Source organism: Candidatus Formimonas warabiya (assembly GCF_002777255.1).
In the GTDB taxonomy this organism is placed as follows: Bacteria; Bacillota; Dehalobacteriia; order Dehalobacteriales; family Dehalobacteriaceae; genus Formimonas; species Formimonas warabiya.
Genome location: NZ_CP017634.1, coordinates 901,194 through 918,637, shown reverse-complemented (window position 1 = coordinate 918,637; position 17,444 = coordinate 901,194). Strand labels below are relative to the sequence as shown.

General features: G+C 45.4%; 22 protein-coding genes. 1 reads left to right on the top strand and 21 read right to left on the bottom strand.

Annotation, left to right across the window (positions count from 1 at the left end; genetic code table 11):
• Window positions 1–12: 12 nt before the first annotated feature.
• The 17 genes from DCMF_RS04210 to DCMF_RS04130 all read right to left on the bottom strand — a co-directional run bounded on the left by DCMF_RS04210 (window position 13) and on the right by DCMF_RS04130 (window position 13,394).
• Window positions 13–1,557, bottom strand: a complete 1,545-nt coding sequence (locus DCMF_RS04210; protein ID WP_236860187.1) for a spore germination protein — start codon at window positions 1,555–1,557, stop codon at window positions 13–15.
• Window positions 1,550–2,131, bottom strand: a complete 582-nt coding sequence (spoVAEA, locus tag DCMF_RS04205) for a stage V sporulation protein SpoVABEA (protein ID WP_236860186.1) — start codon at window positions 2,129–2,131, stop codon at window positions 1,550–1,552. The genes DCMF_RS04210 and spoVAEA overlap by 8 nt, the downstream gene beginning before the upstream one ends.
• 1 nt (window position 2,132) lies before the next feature.
• Window positions 2,133–2,492 (bottom strand): stage V sporulation protein AE, encoded by a 360-nt coding sequence (spoVAE, locus tag DCMF_RS04200; RefSeq protein WP_148133260.1) that lies wholly within the window; start codon window positions 2,490–2,492, stop codon window positions 2,133–2,135.
• A 39-nt stretch (window positions 2,493–2,531) separates the two neighbouring features.
• On the bottom strand, window positions 2,532–3,563 hold the full coding sequence (gene spoVAD, locus DCMF_RS04195) for a stage V sporulation protein AD (RefSeq protein ID WP_236860185.1): 1,032 nt from the start codon (window positions 3,561–3,563) through the stop codon (window positions 2,532–2,534).
• A gap of 11 nt (window positions 3,564–3,574) precedes the next feature.
• On the bottom strand, window positions 3,575–4,024 hold the full coding sequence (spoVAC, locus tag DCMF_RS04190) for a stage V sporulation protein AC (protein WP_148137729.1): 450 nt from the start codon (window positions 4,022–4,024) through the stop codon (window positions 3,575–3,577).
• Window positions 4,025–4,156: 132 nt separating this feature from the next.
• The gene (locus DCMF_RS04185) at window positions 4,157–4,363 is read right to left on the bottom strand and encodes a dodecin family protein (protein WP_148133258.1); all 207 of its coding nucleotides are present in this window, start codon (window positions 4,361–4,363) and stop codon (window positions 4,157–4,159) included.
• Window positions 4,364–4,455: 92 nt separating this feature from the next.
• On the bottom strand, window positions 4,456–5,235 hold the full coding sequence (sigF, locus tag DCMF_RS04180) for an RNA polymerase sporulation sigma factor SigF (RefSeq protein WP_148133257.1): 780 nt from the start codon (window positions 5,233–5,235) through the stop codon (window positions 4,456–4,458).
• 8 nt (window positions 5,236–5,243) lie between these two features.
• Window positions 5,244–5,684: an anti-sigma F factor gene (gene spoIIAB, locus DCMF_RS04175; protein WP_236860184.1), complete on the bottom strand. Its 441-nt coding sequence runs from the start codon at window positions 5,682–5,684 to the stop codon at window positions 5,244–5,246.
• Window positions 5,685–5,696: 12 nt separating this feature from the next.
• The gene (gene spoIIAA, locus DCMF_RS04170) at window positions 5,697–6,035 is read right to left on the bottom strand and encodes an anti-sigma F factor antagonist (protein WP_335582381.1); all 339 of its coding nucleotides are present in this window, start codon (window positions 6,033–6,035) and stop codon (window positions 5,697–5,699) included.
• A 196-nt stretch (window positions 6,036–6,231) separates the two neighbouring features.
• Window positions 6,232–7,386 (bottom strand): D-alanyl-D-alanine carboxypeptidase family protein, encoded by a 1,155-nt coding sequence (locus tag DCMF_RS04165; protein WP_148133256.1) that lies wholly within the window; start codon window positions 7,384–7,386, stop codon window positions 6,232–6,234.
• A 133-nt stretch (window positions 7,387–7,519) separates the two neighbouring features.
• Window positions 7,520–8,821: a pyrimidine-nucleoside phosphorylase gene (locus tag DCMF_RS04160; protein ID WP_335582426.1), complete on the bottom strand. Its 1,302-nt coding sequence runs from the start codon at window positions 8,819–8,821 to the stop codon at window positions 7,520–7,522.
• Window positions 8,822–8,843: 22 nt separating this feature from the next.
• Window positions 8,844–9,992, bottom strand: coding sequence for a phosphopentomutase (locus DCMF_RS04155; protein ID WP_472297456.1), 1,149 nt, complete (start codon window positions 9,990–9,992; stop codon window positions 8,844–8,846).
• A 55-nt stretch (window positions 9,993–10,047) separates the two neighbouring features.
• On the bottom strand, window positions 10,048–10,941 hold the full coding sequence (gene xerD, locus DCMF_RS04150) for a site-specific tyrosine recombinase XerD (protein ID WP_148133254.1): 894 nt from the start codon (window positions 10,939–10,941) through the stop codon (window positions 10,048–10,050).
• Between the two features lie 211 nt (window positions 10,942–11,152).
• The gene (locus DCMF_RS04145; protein ID WP_148133253.1) at window positions 11,153–11,395 is read right to left on the bottom strand and encodes a hypothetical protein; all 243 of its coding nucleotides are present in this window, start codon (window positions 11,393–11,395) and stop codon (window positions 11,153–11,155) included.
• Window positions 11,396–11,473: 78 nt separating this feature from the next.
• Window positions 11,474–12,103: a stage II sporulation protein M gene (gene spoIIM, locus DCMF_RS04140; RefSeq protein ID WP_214659081.1), complete on the bottom strand. Its 630-nt coding sequence runs from the start codon at window positions 12,101–12,103 to the stop codon at window positions 11,474–11,476.
• A gap of 77 nt (window positions 12,104–12,180) precedes the next feature.
• Complete coding sequence (locus DCMF_RS04135) at window positions 12,181–12,861, bottom strand: hypothetical protein (RefSeq protein ID WP_236860183.1); 681 nt, start codon at window positions 12,859–12,861, stop codon at window positions 12,181–12,183.
• Complete coding sequence (locus tag DCMF_RS04130) at window positions 12,858–13,394, bottom strand: NUDIX hydrolase (protein ID WP_148133251.1); 537 nt, start codon at window positions 13,392–13,394, stop codon at window positions 12,858–12,860. The genes DCMF_RS04135 and DCMF_RS04130 overlap by 4 nt, the downstream gene beginning before the upstream one ends.
• A gap of 88 nt (window positions 13,395–13,482) precedes the next feature.
• On the opposite strand from DCMF_RS04130, the gene DCMF_RS30030 reads away from it, so the two are divergent.
• Window positions 13,483–13,611: a hypothetical protein gene (locus tag DCMF_RS30030; RefSeq protein ID WP_257790945.1), complete on the top strand. Its 129-nt coding sequence runs from the start codon at window positions 13,483–13,485 to the stop codon at window positions 13,609–13,611.
• On the opposite strand, the gene DCMF_RS04125 is transcribed toward DCMF_RS30030, so the two are convergent.
• Genes DCMF_RS04125 through steA form a run of 4 tightly spaced genes read right to left on the bottom strand, consistent with a single transcriptional unit; the run spans window position 13,588 to window position 17,302 of the window.
• On the bottom strand, window positions 13,588–14,685 hold the full coding sequence (locus DCMF_RS04125; protein ID WP_236860182.1) for a DUF3866 family protein: 1,098 nt from the start codon (window positions 14,683–14,685) through the stop codon (window positions 13,588–13,590). The two genes, DCMF_RS30030 and DCMF_RS04125, sit on opposite strands and share 24 nt — an antisense overlap.
• Before the next feature lies 1 nt (window position 14,686).
• Window positions 14,687–15,502, bottom strand: a complete 816-nt coding sequence (locus DCMF_RS04120) for a hypothetical protein (RefSeq protein ID WP_148133250.1) — start codon at window positions 15,500–15,502, stop codon at window positions 14,687–14,689.
• Between the two features lies 1 nt (window position 15,503).
• Window positions 15,504–16,172 (bottom strand): glycosyltransferase family 2 protein, encoded by a 669-nt coding sequence (locus tag DCMF_RS04115; RefSeq protein ID WP_214659080.1) that lies wholly within the window; start codon window positions 16,170–16,172, stop codon window positions 15,504–15,506.
• 8 nt (window positions 16,173–16,180) lie between these two features.
• Window positions 16,181–17,302, bottom strand: a complete 1,122-nt coding sequence (gene steA / locus DCMF_RS04110) for a putative cytokinetic ring protein SteA (protein WP_148133249.1) — start codon at window positions 17,300–17,302, stop codon at window positions 16,181–16,183.
• Between the last annotated feature and the right edge of the window lie 142 nt (window positions 17,303–17,444).

Sequence of the window (17,444 nt, the reverse complement as noted above, 5' to 3'; positions counted from 1 at the left end):
TCTCATACTCCCTTATTTCTCTTTCTCTTTTTCCTTCGTTTGTTTCTTTTTCTCTTTTGTCATGGGCTTAAAAGCAGGGGCGGATTTTACTGTCTGCCTGGTAATATCCTGGGTATGCAAAATACTGGGCCGTTTATTTTGGGCCGGTACCGGAGTCCGTAATAAAACAGTTTTTAAGGCGGCAAAATTAAAAGGAACGAGGGGCCATAAATAAGGCACTCCGAAGGACTTGGTAAATCCGGCAAACAAAATCATGGCGATCGATCCCAGGATAAATCCCGGCAGATGAATGATATAAACCATAAGCAGTAAAAACAGCCTCGCTAGCCTGTGCGCCATCCCCAGCTCATAACTGGGTGTGGCGAAAACTGCGGTAGCCGCTACAGCCGTATACATGACAACTTCCGGGGCAAAAAGCCCGATCGTCACAGCCAAATCACCGATCATTAAAGCGGCAATCAAGCCTAAGGAGGTTGTCAGGGGGGCAGGCGTATGAATTGCAGCCATGCGGATGACATCAACTGCTCCTTCCGCGATGATAAATTGGGCAATTAAAGGGACCTTTCCTACTTTCGAGGGGCCGATATATTTTAAAGACTGGGGCAGCAGGGAAGGTTCTATGGAGAATAAAAACCAGAGGGGTAATAAAAAAACGGAAACAAAAATAGCAAAAAACCTAACCCATCTTAAATAGACCCCTATGGTAGGGCTCTGCCTGTATTCTTCTGCGTGTTGCATCTGGTGAAAATAGGTTGTGGGCAAGATGATGATACTGGGAGAGGTGTCAACCATAATTAAAATGTGCCCTTCAAACAGGTGCTGGGCGGCTACATCCGGTCTTTCCGTATAGCGGACTTTCGGCAAAGGGTTCCAGTAGCTTCCCGGCGTAATTAATTCTTCCACGGATTTCTCCGCCATGGGAAGTCCATCGATGTCAATGGACCGGAGCATTTTTTTAATTTCCTCTACCAGATCCAGGTTCGCCACGTCGGCCAGGTAACTGACGCAAATATCCGTTTTAGACCTTCTGCCGACTTGCATTGCCTCCATTCTTAAACTTCTGTCCCGAATTCTCCGCCGTACCAACATGGTATTAAAAACCAGGGTTTCCGTAAAACCGTCCCGGGAACCCCGGACAACTTTTTCCAAGTCCGGCTCTTCCGGTCCCCGGGCCGCATATTTACGCAAATCCAACAAGATTGCTTCCGGTTCCCCTTCAACCACAATGGCCGTTTGCCCCATTAAAACGGCATCAATAATTTTATCTGTTTGGTCACTCGTATCCAGCTGAAAGTGGGCTAAATGCTGTTTTTTCAGTTTTTCTACAGTATTGGGGACAATTTGCTCCCTCTCCAAATTACTGAGGTGACGAAAAATGTCCGATAAAACCTCCGTATCCGGTAATCCTTGAATGACGAAAAAAGCCGCCTGCTTCCCGCCAATGATCATTTCATGACAAAAAACATCATAATTCGGTTCTACGCCCAATTGAACTTTAAAATAGTCCACGTTTTTTTGATAATTTTTGGAAATCGTTTTCAAGTTTTCGTTACTCACGGACAAAACCGCCCCTCTCGAGTATATACTTTACAGCCTGTGTCGTGATACGGGCACCTCGCTCGAATTTGTCTCTTCCATGCATTTTCCCAATGTCGCCGATACCGATAATTGTCGGTATCTTCAAAGACTCCAGCACACTTACCGTATCCCCTTCCAGAATATGGTGCCCTTCCGGTTCCGGCTCCCCATCTTTATTTACCGGCCGGTCAATTACTTTCCCTTCCAGGGTAATGGACTGCTCCACCTCTACGCCTTTACACTTCTTTGTATTGGAAGCAACGGCAACCACACCTAAAACTTCGATGTCGGGATGCTTGACGATAAATTCCAGGGCTCTTTCCCCTTTTCCCTTTTGTCTGCACCCTTTATCATCCAGCATAATCAGTACGGGATCGGTATTTGTTTTTTTAATTAAAGCCAGGATTTTTTCCCCACTGATGGGCGTCGGGTTTCCCGCCGATGCCGATATGCAGCATCCCCCAATATTTGCCGCCACCCTTTCCACAGTCTTCCGGGCCATTTCATCGCCGTCTGTGATAATAATCACTTTTCTCTTTTTGTCGCTCATCATGTTAACCCTGAGGATGGAATATAACTGCCATGAGATATCCAAAGATAATTGCGGCGCCAACTCCTACAGCGGTCGCTTCAATACCCCCGCCGATAACGCCCAAAATACCTCTATTTTCTGCTCCGGAAATGGCTCCTTGGGCCAGAGAATGGCCAAACCCGCTCAAAGGGATGGTAGCACCTGTTCCACCTATATCGATCAAGGGCTGATACAGACCGAGTGCGCTCAATACCGCTCCTCCCACCACAAACCCTACTAAAATATGGGATGGAGTGATAGAAAAAGGAGTAAGATCCATAATCAGCTGTCCAATCAGGCAAATGGCCCCACCCACGATAAATGCCCGTAAAATATCTTCCATAACAGGTCTCCTTTTGCTACGTTATTTTTTGTTGAAGGATCACATTTCTTTCTGGTCCCGGTACCCATTTTCATTTTCAATTACTATCCCATGGGCAATCCCGGGGATGGATTCTCCCTGCAGCAAGCTGACCGGGCTTAATAAAGCTCCCGTACCGATCACCATCATTCTTTTGTACCTCCCGGACCGGATATTTTGCATCAAATAGCCACAGGTTACTACGGCTGAACAGGCACAACCGCTGCCACCCGCATGGGTATCCTGGGTGGGATCAAAAATTAAGATGCCGCAGTCGGAATACTTATCTCCCGGTAGATACCCCTGTCTTTCCAATAATTGCTGGGCTAAAGCTTTTCCCAGAGAGGCCAAGTCACCGGTAATAATTAAGTCAAAATCATCCATGCTATGTCCGGTGTCCTGAAAATGCTGGGTAATGGTATCAACTGCCGCAGGTGCCATGGCAGACCCCATATCATTTTGATCTTTTATGCCTAAATCGATCACTTTGCCGATGGTAGCGCTGGTGATACGCGGTCCCCCTGACCCTTTGGCGATTAGGCATGCTCCTGCTCCCGTCACCGTCCATTGTGCCGTTAAAGGCCTTTGCACGCCTAGCTCCGAAGGAAAACGATACTGCCGTTCGGCTGTATCATGGTGACTGGAAGCAGCAGCTACCACCGTATCCGCATATCCCCCATCCACCAGGACGGATCCTAAAATCATGCTTTCGATCATGGTGGAGCAGGCACCATAAAGACCCAAAAAGGGAATTGCCAGCTGTCGTGCGGCATAATTTGCGGAAATAGTTTGATTAAGCAGATCTCCCGCCAGTAAGAAATCTACCTGCTCAGGCTTTAAATCTACCTTGTTGAGGGCAATTTTAACTGCTTCCTGCAATATTTTGCATTCTGCCTTTTCCCAGCTTTTTTCACCGCAAAGGGTATCCTTCATAACTAAATCAAAGGTTTTTTTTAAGGGACCTTCCCCTTCTTTCGGGCCTACAACAGCAGAGGAGGATAAAATAGCCGGAGGGTTTTGAAAAATCAGGGTTTGTTTTCCAGCACGCTTCATCTCTTCACTCTTTACCATAAAAATGCAATCAATCCGATCATCGCTGATGAGAGCAACCCATAAACCAGTACGGGCCCGGCAATAGTAAACATCCTGGCTCCCACTCCGAATAGGTATCCTTCCCTTTTCCATTCCATGGCGGAGGACACGATGGAGTTGGCAAAACCCGTAATCGGAATGATAGAACCGGCTCCAGCGAATTTTCCCAGGTTATCATAGATCCCTAAACCCGTTAAAAAAGCTCCGATAAATAGCATCAAAATGATTACCACCGTCCCGGCATCTTTTTCATTCATACCCATTTGCGAAAACAAGTTAAAAAAGACCTGGCCAAAAGCACAGATAAAACCGCCCACACTGAAAGCTGCCAAAGCATTTTTGAGAATTGGGGGACTGGGTTTTAGACTATGCACCATTGCCTGGTATTCTTGCTGCCGATATGATTGCACGGATTTCTCCATTTTTTGCTCCAGTTGGGTTCTCTTTTTAGCCAACTTTCCTCACCTAAAGTATTTGTTTTTTACTAGTATAACCAAAAAATTCCATTGTTATTCTGGTGTAAGGGACAGTAAAAAAGCGCTGCCAGCGCTTTTTTAAAGAGAAGTTTCGTCTGAATAAGCAATCTTTACGTTGGCTTTGTATTCGGTTAACCGCCCTGCTGATACACCCGCTGTAAGATTATACACTTCAACTCCGGTAATGTTGGGGATCGTTCGGGAAGCCTGTTTTACGGCTTGCTGTACTGCATCGTTCCAATTATCATTGGATTCGCCAATTAGTTCCACAACCTTAATCTGCATAATGAACCTCCTATGGAAATGTAAATTTTTATTACATGCTTATCTTTCCCTTGGAGATTCTCGGTTATTCAAATAAAAAAACAAGTCATTTTTTATGACTTGTTTTCCATCAACAATAGCCTGATCTGCTTCAAGGCCTGGCGTTCGATACGAGAAACCTGTACTTGAGATATGCCTAATTTTTCCGCGACTTCTACCTGGGTGCGATCTTGAAAAAATCGCATCACAATAATATGCTTAAATCTTGGGGGCAACTGTCGCAGGACGTCTTTTAACAACAGTTTATCAAACCATGCCTCATCTACTTCACTTTCCGTAGCCAATTGGTCCAAGACGAAAATAGGATCTCCTTCATCCTGAAAAACAGTTTCATGAATAGAGGCCGGCGTCTGAACCGCTTCCAGAGCATGAACGATTTCTTCGCTTGAAACACCCAGTTCCTCGGCCAATTCGTTAATCGTCGGTTCCCTGCCCAGTTCTTTGGCCAGCGAGTCTTTTGTCTTGTAAATGCGTCCGGCAAGTTCTTTAAATGATCTGCTTACCTTGACAGGGCTATCATCCCGTATAAAGCGACGTATTTCACCAATAATCATCGGTACCGCATAAGTAGAAAATTTCACTTCAAAGGACTCATCAAACTTGTCGATGGCCTTCATTAACCCAATGGTCCCGATCTGAAATAAATCCTCCAGTTCATATCCCCTGTTTTGAAATCTTTGCACCAAATTAAAAACCAACTTCAGATTACAATTAATTAAACGTTCCCGCGCCTGTTCATCTCCTTGTCTGGTTTTGTGCAATAATTTTTTTGTATCCGATTCAGACAACAGAGGAAACCGCGGAAGATTCATTTCCGACAACCTCTGTCTCATTTTACCACCTAGCTTTCCCGGGGGAAGACCAGATTTTTCACCATCGTGACACTGGTTCCCATGTTGGGTTCGGATTTTACTTCCAACTTGTCCATAAAAGATTGCATGAAAACAAATCCTAGCCCCATGCGATCATTATCGGTGGAAAATGAAGGCTGTAAAGCCTGATTCACATCTGCCATGCCGATGCCGTGGTCCACCACAGTGACGATCAATTTATCCGCCCCACTGTGAATGACCATTTCCACTGTTTGATCCGGGTCATTGCCATATCCGTGGATAATGGCATTGGATACGGCTTCGGAAACGGCCACCTTCAATTCCTCCAACTCACTAATGGTAAGGTCTAATTGGGCGCCGACGGAGGCCACAAGAACCCGGGCCAACGACACGTTTTCCGGGATGCTTTTAAATTCCAGCTTCACAAGATTATTTAGTTGTTCCATCATGCTTTCTCCCCCTTACATGCTTGGCGTGCTCTGGATATCGGTTTGATGCCGGATTTCCATAATCCGGCTTAAGCCGGAAAGTTCTAAAATTTTGGCAATCTGACCATTCACACCGCAGATTTGAACAGTACCGCCGATTTCTGCCAAACGTTTATACCTCCCTAAGATTACTCCTAACCCTGAACTGTCAATAAAGGTGACATCTGTAAAATCAAGAATTAAATGACGTGCCTGTTTATTGTTCAGCATACAGTCCAGTTCTGAACGAAAATTTTCCGCAACCGAAAGGTCTAATTCCCCGGTAATTTTTACATATAGCTTGTCCTTTTCCACATCAAAGTGCAATTTCACAACGACTGCCTCCCGTTACCATAATTTGACGTGTATTTCTACCATTTCCCAAAAATCTCCTGCAAAAAAATATCACTAATCCTGTCGTTAAACAAGAAAAAAGCGCGTATCAAAAAATGCGCTTTTTTGCAGGTTCCGGGAACCGGTTACCGGAAAAACAATATAGAACCTTTAAGACCTTAAGATTAAGTTTATACTATTTTACCGCCAATGCTACTTGCTGGAGCATCTTGACGATTTGTCTGCCCAGACTCCCTCTTCCCACGTCTTGACCGGCAATTAAATCAACCTTTTCAATTTCCTTTCCATCTTTTAATACAGAGACTTCACCAAGTTTTTGTCCCTTCTTGATGGGAGCAGTCGTGTAAGGAGAGACCGTAATCCGGGAATCAAGCTTAATTTCTTCCCCCTTCTTTTTAATGGCGCCTGCCTTTTTTGCCGCTACCAGGTCAACTTGATCCACATCCCCTTTTCCGACATCGATGGTGGTAATTTTATCTCCCGCCTGGTATAGTCCGGCAAACTCAAATTGATTAAACCCGTAATTCAGCAGTTTCATAGATTCCGTAAAATGACCCTGGGCAGGTTCTACACCTAATACAACGGATACTAAGCGCAAACCGTTTCTTTCCGCTGAACTGACCAGATTCCTTTTGGCCTGGGGTGTATAACCGGTTTTCATACCGTCGCAGCCGTCATACCATTTTAAAAGCCGATTGGTATTCCAAAGTTTCAATGGTTTGGGCTCCGGTCGGAAGTCATATTCATAAACTGAAGTATAGTCTAAAAATTTCGGTACGGTTAAAGCATACACGCCCAGTTTCGCCATATCTCCCGCACTGGTATAGTGGTTGTCATCATGTAAACCATGGGCGTTGACGAAATGAGTGTGATCCATGCCAAGTTTTTTGGCCTTCGCATTCATCATCTCGATAAAAGCCTCATTTGATCCGGCCAGGAATTCTCCCACCGCCACACAAGCATCGTTCCCCGATCCTACGGCAATAGCAATGAGCATTTCGTGCAGCGTCCGGGTTTCTCCCGGATATAAATAAACCTGAGATCCTCCCATACTTGCGGCATATTCACTGGTGGAAACTTGGTCGTCCAGGCTTGCTTTGCCTTGCTGGATCGCTTCCAAGGCTAAGACTAAAGTCATAATTTTAGTGATACTTGCCGGAAACCATTTTTTATCGGCATTTTGTTCGTAAAGAACCTGTCCGGACACCCCATCTACTAAAATGCAGGCTTCCCCTTTGATGTTCAGTTCCCCTGCCGCCCATATTCCCGGTGCAAATGAAAATAATAGTATACTGACTGTTATTACAAAAACAACTATTCTTTTCAGCATCAAATTTTCCTCCTTTAGGTTTGTCTATCCTACTTAAATCTTATGGAAAAAACCAGCCGGTTATACATAAAAATTTACCTAAATGTTTTTTTAGACCGCACCGGTGCTCATCCAAAAGGAGGAAAAATTCCTATTAACTTGTAATCACCCCGTAAATCAGGGCATCACCTTGCTTTTGTTCTTTGTCCAGAAAAATACTTTGCGCCAGTATATTCTTGGCCTTATCCGCTTTATCTTCCTCATTGGCATGGATCATGGCCAGGGTGTCTCCTTTGTTTACCCAATCCCCCATCTTTTTATAAAAAACGATGCCTACGCCAGGATCAACGAGGTCTCCCATTTTTTCTCTGCCTGCTCCAAGTATCATGGCGGCCCGTCCGATGGCTTCTGTTTCCATTTTGGTGATGAAACCGTCTTGCTCCGATACTAAAGAAAAGCGATACTTCGCCTCAGGAAGCAATTTATCATCATCCACTACCCCCCCATTGCTCCCCTGGGCTTGGACAAATTCCCGGAATTTCCTTAAGGCCAGACCCTGATCCAGCAGTTCCCCTGCCATTGTTTTCCCTTGATGGATATTGTCCACTTTACCGGCCAAGAGAAATATTTCTCCTGCCAGATAAAGGCAAATCTCCCGTATGTCTTTCGGGCCTTTTCCCTGTAACACATGGATGGCTTCTTTCACCTCCAGGGCATTACCTACCGCGTAACCTAAAGGTTGCTCCATGTTGCTGATCACAGCAGCTACCTTTTTACCCATATTCCTGCCAATATTAACCATCATCCTGGCCAAATGTTCTGCCTGTGCGGGAGTTTTCATAAAAGCTCCCGAGCCGCACTTGACGTCTAAAACAATCACATCTGCTCCCGCCGCCAATTTTTTAGACATGACACTGGCGGCGATTAAAGGCACGGAATCAACGGTAGCACTAACGTCCCGTAAAGCGTAAATTTTTTTATCCGCCGGCACCAAATTTGACGTTTGCCCCACAACAGAGATGCCGATGTTTTTTACATTGCCGATAAATTGTTCCGGGGATAAATCGGTGTGAAAACCGGGTATTGATTCCAGCTTATCCAATGTTCCTCCCGTATGTCCCAATCCTCTGCCTGACATTTTGGCCATGGTAATCCCTGCTGATGCGACTAAGGGAGCCAGCACCAGGGTTGTTTTATCTCCTACTCCCCCCGTGCTGTGTTTATCGGCCTTAGTTCCCGGCAAATGAGTTAAATCCAGCTTTTCCCCTGAATCAATCATGGCCTCTGTCAAATAAACGGTTTCTTGAGGCGTTAGACCTTGGAAAAAAACAGCCATCAAGAGAGCGGCAACTTGATAGTCAGGAATGGTGTCCTGGACAAAGCCGTTCACCCAGAATTGAATTTCCTGCCTGGTTAAAGCACCGCCATTTCTTTTTTTCAAAATAATATCGTACATGCTCACGAGAATCACCACCTGTTTATTGGATTAAAGGCAACATACTTACACCTGCTTTCAGTGTGCCGGCGCCAAGATAATCAATGATTGTTGCCCCGGCGTCCGCGAATGTTTCCCGCGTTCCCAGAAAAATCCGTTTTTTAACCGGTTCGCCGCAAATTAAGAGAGGAACATATTCTCTGGAGTGGTCCGTACTGCCTGTTGTAGGATCTGTGCCATGGTCCGCAGTGATGATCATGAGATCCTCCTCTCTCATTTTATCCAACAACTTGGGAATACTGGCATCAAAATACGCCAGGGCGTTGGCGTATCCGGCCGGATCGTTCCGGTGTCCATAAAGCATATCAAAATCAACTAAATTCGTAAATATTAATCCCCGATCACATTCATCCATGGCGGCCAGCGTGCTGTTAATTCCTTCTGAATTGTTAACGGCTTTGATCACTTGGGTGATCCCCTGACCGGCAAAGATATCTTTTATTTTTCCGATGGCAACAACCTTTTGACCGGTTCCTTTGATGAGATCCAGCATGGTCTCATCCGGTGGTAACAGGGAAAAATCATGGCGCCCGGAAGTACGGAAAAACTCTCCCGGTTTTCCGTCAAAGGGCCGGGCAATCACCCGCCCTACGGCATGGGGACCCACCAGGAGTTTCCGGGCAATTTCACACATCTGGTATAACCTTTCCAGAGGAACAATCTTTTCATGGGCCGCAATTTGGAAAACACTATCTGCCGAGGTATAGACAATGGGGTACCCCGTCACCAGATGCTCTTCCCCTAACCGCTTAATAATTTCCGTTCCGGAGGCGGCCAGGTTGCCTAATGTTTTCGTGCCGATGGCCTCTTCAAACCGGGCGATTAAATCCGGAGGAAAACCCATCGGGTAAGTGGGAAAGGGATGTTTCAAGATAATCCCGGACATTTCCCAATGGCCGGTTGTGGTATCCTTTCCCGGAGACCGCTCAGCCATCCGCCCGTAAGCTGCCAAAGGGGTCTCCGTTGGCGTCACGCCCAAAATCTCAGAAATATTTCCTAATCCCAATTTGGCCAGATGGGGCAGATTTAATCCGCCCAGGACCCGGGCCATATTTCCCAAGGTGTTGCTCCCTTCATCCCCGTAAAGAGAGGCATCAGGTAAGGCGCCGATTCCCGCGCTGTCTAATATCATTAAAATTACCCTTTTCGGCATATGCACATTCATTCCTTTCTAATGCTCAAAATCATTATTTAGCTCTGGGATGACAATGGTCGTAGACCTCTCTCAAATGTGTCCTGGTGAGATGGGTATAAATTTGGGTCGTGGTAATGTCGGCATGCCCCAACATTTCTTGGACCGTACGCAAATCAGCTCCGTTTTCTAACATATGTGTGGCAATAGAATGCCTCAGGGTATGGGGCGTAATCTCTACGGTGATACCTGCTTGTCCGGCATAGTACTTTAATATTTTCCAAAAACCCTGTCGGGTGAGCCTCCTTCCATGCTGGTTTACAAAAAGTGCTTCCTCTTTTGTCTTTTTTACTAATTTAGCACGAGATCGATTTAAATATTCCATTAATGCTTTTACGGCAAAAGAGCCCACCGGTACAATTCTTTCTTTCGAACCCTTTCCCACGCAACGAAGAAAACCCATGTCCAGATTCACATGATTCACGTTTAATCCGGTCAATTCGGAAACTCTTAAACCGGTGGCATAGATTAATTCCAGCATCGCTTTATCGCGCAAGCCTAATAGGGTGCCGAGAGCAGGCTGATTCAGTAAAAGTGTTACTTCATTTACCGAGAGTACCCGGGGAAAAATTTTCGCTAACTTAGGTGTCTCCAAATTAGCGGTGGGGTCCTGATCAATGATTTTCTCCCGCAATAAAAAATGAAAAAAAGATTTTAGACAAGCCATGTGCCTAGCCAGGGTTGCGGGTGACTTTCCTTGGCCTCTCAGGGATACTAAATAAGCAATGATATGATGCCGGGTTACCGTGCCGATTTCCGAGACCGATTTGCTCGCCAAAAAAGCAAAGAATGATTTTAAGTCAAATTGATAATTCGATAAAGTATTCTCAGCAAGTCCCTTTTCCACAACCAGAAAATATAAAAAATTTTCCAGTAATACATGTAACATGCCTATGGATCTCCTTTTTTGACCTTCCCTAAACATATCAATTGATGAATAAAAAAAAATTCCTCATGAAAAAGGAAATTCCTCTTCAGGATTCAAAAGAAAAATAAAATCCCCAGCTTTTCTTTACTGAGGATCTACTCATCTCACGGCGGGATGATGCTGATGTGTCTGAAAGCTGAAACCTGACCCCTGCAGCCGCGGCGGAATTTTCTTACTTAAAACTGTTTACAATAAGGGTCCAAAGAGAGTTGTCGTCTTCTGCCGGCGCTGCCTGCTCTACTCTCATGGGTTCCGGAGGAAGTTGTTCCTTTTCCGCCCACCGATGGAGGGATCCGGCATCGGACAGAATCACGAATAATTTCGGCACAAACAAGCCCAACAACATGATGAGGAGCAATAATTTTAATAACAGGATCAGTTTTTCTTTTGTATGAGTAACCGTAATCAGAATCATAAACAGGGCCCCTTCCTAATTAATATATTAATTCATATGGATGATGGGAATGAAATATGACCATGCTGGTCCCCTTTTTCAGCTAAAATAGAACACAGCCTTCACCAATGAAGGGGAAACATATCCCTGGATGAAAGAAGCGAGCACAACGAACAGGCCTAAAACCACAAAAGTAAGGGTATAACTGACAAACTTTTTCGATAAATTTAGCGTTTTGCCGGCAAACTTTCCTTTCACCACAAATAGGGAAAATGAAATGGAAAAGACGGCCGCGACCAGGATCACCGGGATAAATAAGACATTTTGGGGAAGCACTGTCAGTAAAACAACCAAAATTCCTTGAAATAATTTTTGCTCAATCAGGAAGCTCACGGTAAAACCAAAAATAAACCCCCTGGTAAAAACAATAATCATGGTCAGCGGGATGCCAATGACCATCAAGCCTAAAAGCCAGATATAAAACAGGGTTTTTAGATTAACTGTGAGAGCGTGCCTGGTTTCTAAGCTGGCATTGACAGCGGCGGTAGGCAAATTATTGATAAACCCGTCCACAAAATCAACCAGCTCTTTTACCTGACTTGAATTAAGTTCTTTTACTCCCAGCGTGCCAAAAAATACGCCGCAAAGAAAGATGACGGGAATGATCAAATAAATCACCAGGTTTTCCTGCAGATTCTTTGCAATCAGTGCTTTCAAAGTTCCTGCCACGATCCCATCGCTCCTCAAATAGATTCTCGTACATGTTTATGTTTTGTTTTATTGTTTATGAATAAAAGTTGGCCATTTTATAGTCGGCCGGAGGAAGGAAAAAGACAGGATAGGATAGAAGCGGAAACAAATTCTGAGGCTAAAACATCTTCCAAAGAGCGGGAACTGGCTGCCACCACACTGATGCCGGTATTTTTCAAGTGGGCCATGGTGATGGCCCTTTGTACCCCGGCCTGGGCCGGTTCTAATCCCTTTTTGCGTAACGTTCTGGCGATCGTGGCTGTTGTCACAATCCCTCCGGCATTAAAGGCAGCGTCATAAGCAACTCCTCCGCTGTCCGTAACGGCAAGAACCACCTTTTTGTTAAAATCGCATATTTTTACCGTTTCTGCGCCCAGGTTGGGCAATATGGTGATATCGGAGAAGCCTGCCTTGTGAATTCCGGCTAGGGCACAGGAGGCATGCTCCACACGTTCTCTGGCCGTGCCGACCCGGGGCTCGGTGACGAGAATCACTTCCGTTTGATTACTTTTGGCGTAACACCCGGCATAAAATCCCACATAAGCGGGGTTAACAAAAACGGGTGCTTTGGTGATATCAGGACTAGCCCCGAAAACGCCTAAAGCACCCGCTTCCAAAGCGGCTTCTAAAGTAGTAGACATATTAATCACATCGACCACAACGACGATATTTCCCCGCAGGGCTGCGTCAAATGCCCCGCTGGCATCACTTAGCGTTTCCACAAAGGAAATGGTCACTGCCTATGACCCTCCTGTAAAAAGGTAAAAATACCGATAATCGTTTTAGCGTCTTTGATTTCTCCTTTCATAATCATATGCAGTGCTTCTGAAGGAGATACTTCCAGTTTTTCAATGAATTCATCCTCGTCGCAGGCCAGGTAGGACTGTTCCAAATCCCGCGCGATAAACAGATGCATGATCTCATCGGAAAATCCGGGGGTGGTAAAATAAGAAAACTTGTACTCCAGTTTCCCCAAAAAGCCGATTTCTTCCTGCAGTTCCCTCAGGGCACATTTTTCCGGGCCTTCCCCCCTATCCAGTTTCCCGGCGGGAATCTCGATGGTCTCTTGTTCCAGAGGCTTTCGGTATTGCTTGACGAAGATAATTTTTCCTTCCGCGGTCACGGGCACAACAGCAACCGCTCCAGGGTGCTCCACGATTTCCCTTTCCCCTTTTCGGCCGTTGGGAAGCAACACGGTGTCTTTGCGCAAGGTAACTACCTTGCCACGGTAAATATAGGCAGAGTCTAGAGTGGGTTCTTTTTTATTCATCTTGTTTCTCCTTCCCGTATATCTAGATTTTGTTTTACATATACTTTGGATATGGAAAGTGATTTTCATAGATCAAGGGGGTCTCGAGATGGATATTTATGTTTTCCCGGATCAAGTTGTTCTTTGTGGAAAAATGAAATACTTAACCCAACAGTTGGGGGAATTAGCCAAAAAATATTATAGCATACAACAGCTAATTGAGGCCAATTTGCCGTGACAGTTTTGCCAGATATAATCCTGAGGCGCAGGCACCTAAAAAGAAATCCTTTTCTTCCTGGATTCCTCTTCCCATGGTAGTGACACGGAGGGACATTTCCTGTAGTTTTTCCCACCCCCTGTCTCCATGTTCCCAAATGACACGATGCTTTTTTTCTATTTCATTATTTTCGATCTGCTTTTTTAAAAAATCATTCTTTGGTTCCGCTAAGTAAGGTAAAACAACGATAGCGGGAGTAAGTGCCACCGTTGACAATACGGTTTGAGAATGATGGCTGATCCCGCGATGCCTCGCTCTGGGATCACAGAAACTGATTCTGGGGCAAAATACCGGCCTGCCGCCCAAAATATTCACGGCATTGATGCTTTCTCCCAACTGAATTCCGGAAAAACCCCATTTGGTTCCGGTACCTACATTGCCTGGCCCCATGCCGATCACGGCAGCATCTGCCCCGGCAATTTCCTTGGCTGTGATTAAAGCGGAATAAATATTGATTGTCTCAAAATCACCTCCAAAGGTATGCCCGCTGGTGATCACCATATCCAACAGGCCGGAATTCCGCAGCTCATAAACGGAATGGCTGATCCGAACGGGAAGAGCCCCTCCGTCCGTCATGATATAAGCAATTTTCAGCTTTGGCCTTAAAAGCTTGATGGATACCACGATGGGGGCCAAAGCACTATGCAAAGAAAAAATAACCACGGGAAATCCGTCCAGGGATTGAAACCGGTTAAACACTTCGGAAAAACCCGCTGCCTCTTCCTCGATACTTAGCACTTTAATCTGCTCAGGAGTATAGCGGAGCTTCATGATATGCCCGGGGCCCTCCATATGAACCACCGGGTGGGTCAAATTGGCCTGAACAAAATGATATCCCCCTGTGCCCAGTCCCAGCCTTACTGCCGTCGTATTTAAAACCACCCGATCCCCTTTAGAGATTTTTCCTGTGATATCGTCATAGTTAACTGCTTTTTCCACTTTTTCATCTACCTGAACCTCAATTTCAGTAAAGCCCTCCCTTTGGGTCATAATCTCTGTTACTTTTCCCACCGTGGCTTCCACTTTACCTGCCAAATTAGTCCCTTCTTCCTAACCGATCTAACAAACCCAGGATTTTGTTATGATCAATGATTCGCGTAAAAGAGCAATACTCGGAGACAATATGAAGCAATACCAGCCCCGCTACCACACTAATCCTTGCTCCTAAATTTCCCCCTGACGCCAGCGCCAACCCTAAAGCTAACCCCAGAACATTTGAGCCCGTATCTCCCATCATGGATTTGGCGTGCAGATCATAAACCAGGTAAGCGCTTACTGCTCCGGCCAAAGGATACAATAAAATAGTGGTGGTATCAGAGGGAAGGAAAATCACCACCAAAGAGGCACAAAGGAGAAAAACTTTGATGCTTCGCCCGGGGCGGACGTCTAAAAGATTAAAGATATTTGACATGAGGGCAATCAAGAGAACATTCAGCACCATATCCCACCAGGTAGTACTGATCAAAAGGGCTGCGAGTATGGCGATGATGCCTCCCATCGCCGCCTTCCATACGCCGGTGGTGATCTCTTTTTGTTTGAATAAAAAAGAAAAATGCCCTTTAAAGCCTCTATTATCTCGGCTGCCCGCCACATCATCCACCAATCCGGCTAAAGATACAAAAGCAATAAACCCTAGATAGCTATAGGCAACAATGCTGACAGTTGAAGTGAAGGACAGTAATACATAGGTGAGTGCCAAAACCGCAGAAAAAATGATTCCTGCTGTGGAGGGAATGAGGGCCCCCTGAAAATTATTTTTCATCAAACCGCCGCTTTTCAGCATCATCAACGCTTTTGGGGTAATCAGATACGAAATCAAAAAAGCAATTACGAAATACGCCATACCGATCATTTTACTCTCCTAAAGACTTTTGCACCAGTGTGCGAAAAATATCATAAAATTGACGTCCCCGATGCATAAAACCAGCAAAATCTCTTCGGGAAAAATCATGCACCATCTCGATCTCTACTTCCTTTAGCCGCCAACCGTTCTTTAAAATGTCAACGTTAGCCGCCACCTCAACCCCATACCCCCGGGCAAAAGGTAAAATGCTCGTGAATACTTGTTTTGTCATTGCTCTTTGTCCGGATAAGGGACAAGAAATTTTTCTTCCTGTGAGCCTCCAGGTACCTGCGGCCGCTAATTTTTTCACCAGCCCAAAGCCTCCGGGAACAGGAGGCGGGGGAAATTTGGCCAGGGTAACATCGGCTTCATTAGCGAAAATAGGGGATAATAACCTGGTGAATTTTTGGGCACTTTCCCCCAGATCTGCGTCCAACAAAACGATCACATCTCCCTGGACCTGGCCGGCAGCCGTATTAAGAGCGGAGCCTTTACCTAAGTTTTTATGATGCCGAAGGATCTTTGCTCCCGCCGATGCTGCCTGATCGGCAGTGTCATCCTTTGACCCGTCGTCCACAACAAAAATTTCATCAATGAGACGGGTATTTTTTATGGCCTGAACCGTTTCATGGATTTTTTTTCCCGCATTATAGGCCGGGATAATCACAGAAATCATCATTTTTTCACCTAGATTTGAAGAAAAATGCGTAGTTTCATGTAAATCAGACGGAGAAATTGATAAGCGTTAGGGGATACTAAGCTGACAATGACAAAGGGAATCAAGGCGGCAATCACCAGTTCCGCCAGGTAACGAAATTTTAGTTTTTGACGGTAAAGCTTGCTTACTCCCTTCGCATCTACCAGAATGGAGCCTACTTTTAACCGGACTAAAAATGTACTGGCCATGCCCTGGCGGCCCTTTTCCAAAAAATCAATCACATTGGAATGGGTCCCTACCGCAACAATTAATTCCGTGCCCATTTGATAGGCCAGCAGCATCGCCACATCCTCACTGGTCCCCGGAGCGGGAAGCACAGCGGCTGTTAAACCTAGGGATGAAATCCGCTCCATACCCGGGGCTCTCCCGTCAGGGTAGGCATGAACAATTAATTCTGCCCCACATTTTAATGTCTCGTCTGAAATCGAATCCATATCGCCAATAATCAAATCCGGGCAGTAACCGAAGCTTTTTAAGGCATCTGCCCCTCCATCTACGCCGATTAATACAGGTTTAATTTCCTCAATGTAAGAACGGATCACACTCAAATCGTCTTTATAATTTTTTCCCCGCACCACAATTAAGGTATGACGCTTTTTAAAATCTACCTTAAGCTCCGGAATGGCCAACTCCTTACCGACGATATCCAGTTCCTTGGCCGCATATTCCATGGTGTTTTGAATAAACTTGCCCAATTGGATGTCATAATTTTTTTCCGCCTCTTTGATCTTTTGGGCAAAGCTTTCTTTATTTAAGCGCTCTCCCTTGCCGATGATCCGGTTTTCCTGAAATATCTCCTGGCCATGAATCTCAATCTCCTTGCCGTTTTTGATGCGGTCAAAAAAATCCGCTCCCACCTGATCCAGGACAGGAATACCCGATTGAATGAAAACCTCCGGTCCCCGATGGGGATATCGTCCGGAAATACTGGCGCTGGTGTTGATTACTGCTTTGATTTTTGCTTCCACCAATGCCCGGGCGGCCAATTCGTCAATATCTTCATGACTAATTACGGCTATTTCGTTGGGCTGAAGCTTTTTCACCAATTCCTTCGTTCTTGTGCCCTGCCGGGCAATCCCTTTTATGGACACGGCGCTTCACCAACCAGATATTTTGCTTAGTATGCATCTTTTTTATCAAATGTATGCCCAGAAATGTAAAAAAAGCCCATAAAGGGCTTAGGCTTGTTGATAAACACCCATCTACGTCGCATTTTTGCTCGACGTACGCCCG